Source organism: Pedobacter hartonius (assembly GCF_900107535.1).
GTDB classification, from domain to species: Bacteria; Bacteroidota; Bacteroidia; order Sphingobacteriales; family Sphingobacteriaceae; genus Pedobacter; species Pedobacter hartonius.
The window spans coordinates 1-6587 of sequence record NZ_FNRA01000029.1 but is presented as its reverse complement, the minus strand read 5'-3'; the positions used below and the strand labels follow the sequence as shown (position 1 = coordinate 6587).

The following is a 6587-nucleotide window of genomic DNA, read 5'->3' as shown; positions in this document are numbered from 1 at the left end:
AACTCCTTCGGGTATGCTTTTCTCTCTCGTGACATAATTTCTGTTAAGGTATGTAAATCCCTTAACTCCGTGTCTACTCAAATATAGCAAGTCCAAGTGCCTGGCTTTATCTGATAAAGATCTACCGCATTCATCCCACACAGGTAAAAGCTTAGTAGAAATAAATCCCTTGCTTGGCGTATCCTGCTTCCTATAGGTAGCTTACAATTTTTGATTGCCTTGAAGTGACTAACATACCTTTCCGGCTTTTTCTTCTCCGTCAGTTCCACCAGCTATATTTTTTAAACGGATAATGATTGATGATCTTTACACCCAGATCCTCATCGTTATAATAATCCACAATGTCATTGAACAAAATCCGAAGATCCCGCATGTGGTTGTGAAGCCCATTATCAGCTAAACCTTTAAATTTCAATTGAACTGGCTTTTTAAATTGGTTCAGCCTAACCATGGTTCTGGGTGTACGTAAAAACTTCTGATAATCCTCTAGCATTTAGCCCGGATCTCTGTCACCGGCACAAAATCGGATTTAAAATAATCTTGCAGACTATTGACTACAGTAATCATATTCCTTGCACTTCCGTCGCGACCTGACAGCATTAAACGCTCAATTTGTTCTCTACCAAACTGGATTACATTAATTTTCTCCACTTTAACCAACCCGCCATTCAACAAATAAGCCGCCAAGGTTTTTTCATTGTAAGTATTTATCCGAGATCCAAGGCACTAATCATGTCTCTGTATTTGGCAAGTTCAGGAGCGATAAGATTAATAATGAATGGATCTTTCAGCACATAAGTCTTTCCTTGTTTTTTGATTTGTTTTGCGCTGACCCAATGCTGGGTTTCCAGATAGCCTGATTTCCTATCGACTGTTACTCTGATCTGTACGTTCCATGTACCATCAGTTTTCTTCTTTCTTGAGTGTCTGATTACCTCCGAAATAGTCGTCATAATATAATAAAGTTAGCGATCGCAGTTCTCAAATGAAACCGTCAAAGACGGCTGTCAAACATTTGTCAAACAAATGCGATCAGTTCAACAAAAAACCCTGTAGAACTTCACAATATTTGAAAGGCTAGTCGATTAAATTGACAGAAAAAAGACACTCCAGAAACCAAAAAAGCCTGTTTTCGTTATGAAAACAGGCTTTCTGTAGAAGTGGTGTGGGCCGGGATCGAACCGGCGACACAAGGATTTTCAATCCTTTTTATTTCACTTTTAAAAGCTTGTTTTTCAAATAGTTGTAAGGTTCATTTTTTCAGCTGTCAAACATTTTTCAAACAGTTTGATAGAGCACAGGATGCAATACCTTATTGCAATATGAAGATAAGGAATTCTACAGTTTTATTTAAGGGCATATTTTCTTTCTCGTTGCTTGAATGCTAAATTTCCACCCTCCAATATATCACAAACATGTTCTTTAATACCCTGATTTTTAAGTATTGTTTTATTATCCTTATCAAGTTCACGTGTATGTTCCAAAGATCCGTTTACATACTCAAATCGATACCTTCCAATCTGGTCCTGTGTCGTTTGTCCTTCCTGATTAGCAACGATAATATTTTCTGTATCGGTAGCAACTACAAGATTGGCGTTATGTGATACAATGATTATTTGGCGTTCTTTCTTTTTCTCTTTAATCATCCTACACAACAATTCATAAATCGTTCTATTATCAAGATTATCTTCTGGCTGATCAATCAGGATAGGATATTCAGATGAACTTATTTGTAAGAACAAGATAAGTAATACGGTGCCTTTTTTACCGGGTGACATTTTTAATAAATCATCCCCTTTATAATTTACTGTGTAATCAATTTCAAATGAGTCTTTGATTAGTGACCGTAGAATGTTTTCAAATGACACCTTCTGTTTTACGGATATATATCGTTCAGCATCTAAAAAAAGCTTATCGTCTTGTAATCTCAATGGATTAGAATAAAATTCGGGAACAAATTTATAATCAATATCTCCCCCTGAGAAGAATTTGTGGTACTCACTTGTTTGAGACGTAGTAGCTTTATTAACTTGATCTAAAAAAAGAAAATTCTCCTGTTTGTAAAGCAACCGTGCCTCTAGTGTTATCTCGTCATCAATATTTTTTTTCGTAGCATTGACTTTGGAAATCATTTCTTCGTATAAAATATATCTTAATTTCAACAGCTTCACAGTTTTTTCTCGATTATTCTTATAATCTTCTAGGTGCGATTTGAATTGTTTCTCTAGAACAACCGCCTGATCAAATTTGACTTTTTCTTTAGTCAAACTTTCTGTTAATCGTACTAATTCTTTTTGTCCTGCAAGTTTTAAGATGTATTGACTGAGATTCTGATTTAATGTAGCAAGCGTTACCCTGAGTTTTACAAGGTTCTCTTCAATATTTTGTTTGGTGATTTCTTCCCTTAAATTTGCGAGCATTACTTCATAATCTCCCGAGATTTTATTTCTTACTATTGAGATATCTGTTTCTTCGCTTAGTTCCTCAAAAATTTTGTCAAGACTTCCTCGACTTGAAAGGCCATCAGCATCCACACTTCCTAACAATTCTGACCTATTGCTTTCAAGTTCAGAATACACTTTTTCGAATACCTGCGCCTTCTTAATTTCTATATTGATCTGTTTATCAGTAAGTTGCCTGCTATTTGAAAGTTCCGTGTAGTGATCAAATTCTTCTTTTGAGAGATTGGAGCTTTTTTGTCCGTCAGATATAAGTTTTTGTAGATCGTCTATGCTTTTTTTTATCGAAGTACTTTTACCCAGTTCGTTCGATTCTTTTTGCGTGGCAAGAGCCTTAATCCTGATTTGGATATATGAATTAATTAAACTATCAATCTCAGCATTAATAACTTTGATCCTGTCAGTAACTTCATCATAAAACACTTTAAATTCTTCATCTTGCAAAAGAATACCACGGATTAATATGTTAAGCTCCTCTTTATTATTTTTCTCAACCAGGTAGTTGATATATAACTGCGGTATGTAGGTTATTTTATGTAACTTATTTTCGACTAATTGATCTTTAAAATTGTCGATTTCGCCATTTTTCCATTTTACAGTAAAATTGAAGTCCTCCTTGAAGTCATAACCATCAAATTTTAATCTATTGGAAGTTCTCTCAACTTGATCGGGATCGATACTTTTTGCAATCAGATAAAGAAGCAAAGATTTTCCTGATGACTTACCTCCAATTATGGCATTCAGGTTTTCATTAAGTAAGATTGATTGATTACCGAATAGTTTCCCATTATCATTAAAATTTAATTCGGATATTAAATACCTATCCTTTTTAACATCTGGTTTGAAAGATTGTATCTTTAATCTATCATAAGGCTCATAAATGATTTGCTTCAACCCCTCAAAGTTGGGATCAGCCTTAATCCAAGTATTACAATTTCCAACTCTGTCCTTTTCTGAAGAAGTTGACAGATAGTGTGCATCACTACAGTCTAATAACAGATCATTTACAAACTGAGCCTGCAATTGTAATTTGGCTTTTTCAAATTCTTCTACGGAACTTGCTGCTGTGAAAACAAGATTTGCCCGATTAATAATGGACTTTTTTGTTGCTATTGATGCATCTGACCATTTTAAGTCTGCCCATTCTGTTTTACCAATAGCAATTAAGTGTTTTCCTGTGAAGCAATCCTTTTTTAAAGATTCGAATATTTTGTCCTCCTTAACATTCAAATTGCTAAATCCAACATCTAGATCAGAAGGAAAATTCCTTCGTTTATCTTCCGGCATGCCATCTTTTATGGTTTTACCAAGCTCTTTAACACTCTCATATGTAATTGCTCGAGTCCAGGGTTGATCACTTCCTTCAAGATAATAACTTTGCTCAAGCGTGTTTAAAAATTGACTTTTAATAGTTTCAACTGAAACTTCCTCAGAAAATATAACATGTAGATTAATCCGTTTTAATTGTTTAAAATCTATACCAGCAAATTTTTCAATTCGAAATTCAACAACTGGCAATATGCAATCTAAATTATCGAGTCTTCCTTTTGCTCTTTCTTTAATAAGTCTTTCATAACCATCTAAGAAAAAATAGTCATTAATACCTAGTACGCTAAATTCCGAAGGTAAAGTTTCTAAGTCTGTAATATACGATTCCCAGGTTGCATCATTGTTTTCTCCATACTGCTGGAATATTGAAGAAGGTGTATGTACATGAAGATCCCATTTTCTCCATTCGGAACCTTTTAGAAACTTATTAAAAATAGTCATAATTTGTTTGAGATATGTTAATATGGAATCTTAAATTCTACATGTTGAAAAGTAGAATATTCAACAATAATAACTAATTAATAATTAAGTTCACTAAATAAGCATTAGCTTAATTTTTTGTAAAAAATTAAAAAAACTAGATTTATTTCTGGATAATTCGGGTGAATTTTAAGCCTATATATACAAATATAAGTATAAGACACTTACTATGTTAACAACAAAACTACTTGTTAGCAACTGCGTCTAAGCATTTCTTATGGTCAAGAAACGTCAACACATGCAGCAACCCTAGGATAGTGAATTGAATCTACATATCTTGTTAGATTTCCTAAGAAAAATTCTGAGGATAAGAATCTGATGGTTTGACATGAAACAATTTAAAGAATGAAAGATAGCTCTAAAAGAAATTTGCACTACAGTTTGTACGGCGCTCCTACTCCTGATGATCCAGGATATGAAAGTGCCTTGAAACAAGCTGAAAAAAATCTCGCAAATAATAGTAAACTGAGAAAGAAAATCAAAGATTCGAGCAAAATTGCCTATAGTATTGCCTACACTCAAGCGTGTAATGGACTTCAGTTTTTACAGGATAAAGAAATCAGGTATTTTCAGCAAGAATACAATTCACGGCTTTGGAATCATGGATTGGCTTCCATGCCATCTTCATTCAGAGTGCTGGAAGGCTTTTACGAATGGATTTCTAATCTTTTTATGTTTAAAATATTTGATGAAGAAGAACATTTGTTTTCATTCTTTGACTTTATAGATTTTGTCACATCAGATTGTTGTAGCAATTCAATCGATTATTTTATCAAAAACGTCGAGGACAACATTATCCTGTCTTACAATATATTAAACGAGGTAGAGGAAATTACCTTTCGCACAAAAGATTCAATAGAATACGTAATTGGAGGTGTCTCAATTATAAAAAGGGGAAATGAGGCATATTTGTTATTGGTTGCTGGTGAGAAAACAGACACAGCGAACATATCAAAAGAACGGGATTTCAAGGAAGCCGACTATTCTAAATCTTACATTAGTCCGGACAAGAGTCTGAAGAGGGAAGCCGTCAAACTATTCGGAAAATCAGACACATGGAAAGTCAATCTTTATTTGAGAATTGACCTTTCCACCAAGACGGCAGACTTAAGATATATCCAGAAAGATATGGGTGATTCCTTGGAAACTATAACAGATGATTTTGGAATGCTTAAGGCTTCTTTAAAAGATGAGGATTTTTTTGAATACATGAAAAGTTGTGTGGACCAGATAGAGAACTACGAGGCTATATTTGAAGTTGCATATAAATGTTTGCATCTTCCTGAATTTTTTGATGTATATGAAGACAGCATAATTCATGAAGAACATCCGACACAGCTATTTGGGAAAACTTTAAAAAAATCTATAATTAGTTCCGAAATACAGTATTCTCACAAGTATTTCTTTAAAACCAGGGATGTATGGGTTTTGGATTTGATTAATAATTTAAATGCCAATGATTTTATATTACGACAAAGTGAACTGAAAATACAAAAAGATGGCTATTGGGATCAGCTGGCCCCAGGACAAATTGGACGAGGAAAAAATGGAGAACCCATTCACAATCGTACTTGGGTAGAAAAAACCTTAACTTGGTATGAAACGGTAAGATCAAAAGATGTAATTATCAGCACATCCGAACATATCTCGCAGAACAGTGGCTACATCTACATCATGAGAAATCCGGCACATGCTTTAGACTTATTTAAGATCGGTTTAACTACAAAAACTGTAGAACAACGCGCTGGTCAATTGTCTGCAACAACCGGATCTCCAGATAAGTTTCTAATAATACATAGATGGAAGGCCAATGATTGCATCGTTGCAGAGAAGTTGATTCATGATCGCTTAAGGGAATACCGGATTAATCCGAAACGGGAATTTTTCAATATTGATTTGGAAAAAATTTTACCTATAATTTCCTCAATAATTGAAGAAGTGAATCAATCAAAATCCTAATATGAGCGTAATATTTTATTAGTAGTTCGGCCTAGCAAAATTGATTCAAACATTTCTGTATATCAGTATTTAACAGACAGATACTAGACCATTGATATTAAGAATTGTCTATGTCTGTCGCATGCAGTAATTACTTTGCCAAAAAAACGAGTTGCGAGCTTTTTCTCCCTCTGACTAGCCTTTCCCCAACGGGGTTAGGCCAGGCGAGGCAAGTTAGTTTTTGTTCGTCAGCCATGCCGTAGGCAGGCTGTACGTACAAAAACACAACTCATACTTTAGCAGAGTAATACCAAAGATGAATTGATGAGTACCGAACACAAACATGCAGCACGTTTATATGTATGCAAAGCAAGATTGTAC

The 6587-nt window shown here is 34.4% G+C and carries 3 protein-coding genes; 1 reads left to right on the top strand and 2 read right to left on the bottom strand.

The features are described 5' to 3' along the window. Positions 1-707: 707 nt before the first annotated feature. A complete protein-coding gene (locus BLW16_RS22680) occupies positions 708-953 on the bottom strand; it encodes a hypothetical protein (RefSeq protein WP_090560173.1) in 246 nt (81 codons plus the stop codon). A gap of 393 nt (positions 954-1346) precedes the next feature. Further along, positions 1347-4229, bottom strand: coding sequence for a TrlF family AAA-like ATPase (locus BLW16_RS22675; RefSeq protein WP_090560172.1), 2883 nt, complete (start codon positions 4227-4229; stop codon positions 1347-1349). A 384-nt stretch (positions 4230-4613) separates the two neighbouring features. Between BLW16_RS22675 and BLW16_RS22670 the strand changes: the two genes are divergently transcribed. After that, positions 4614-6227: a GIY-YIG nuclease family protein gene (locus BLW16_RS22670; protein WP_090560171.1), complete on the top strand. Its 1614-nt coding sequence runs from the start codon at positions 4614-4616 to the stop codon at positions 6225-6227. Positions 6228-6587: the final 360 nt, after the last annotated feature.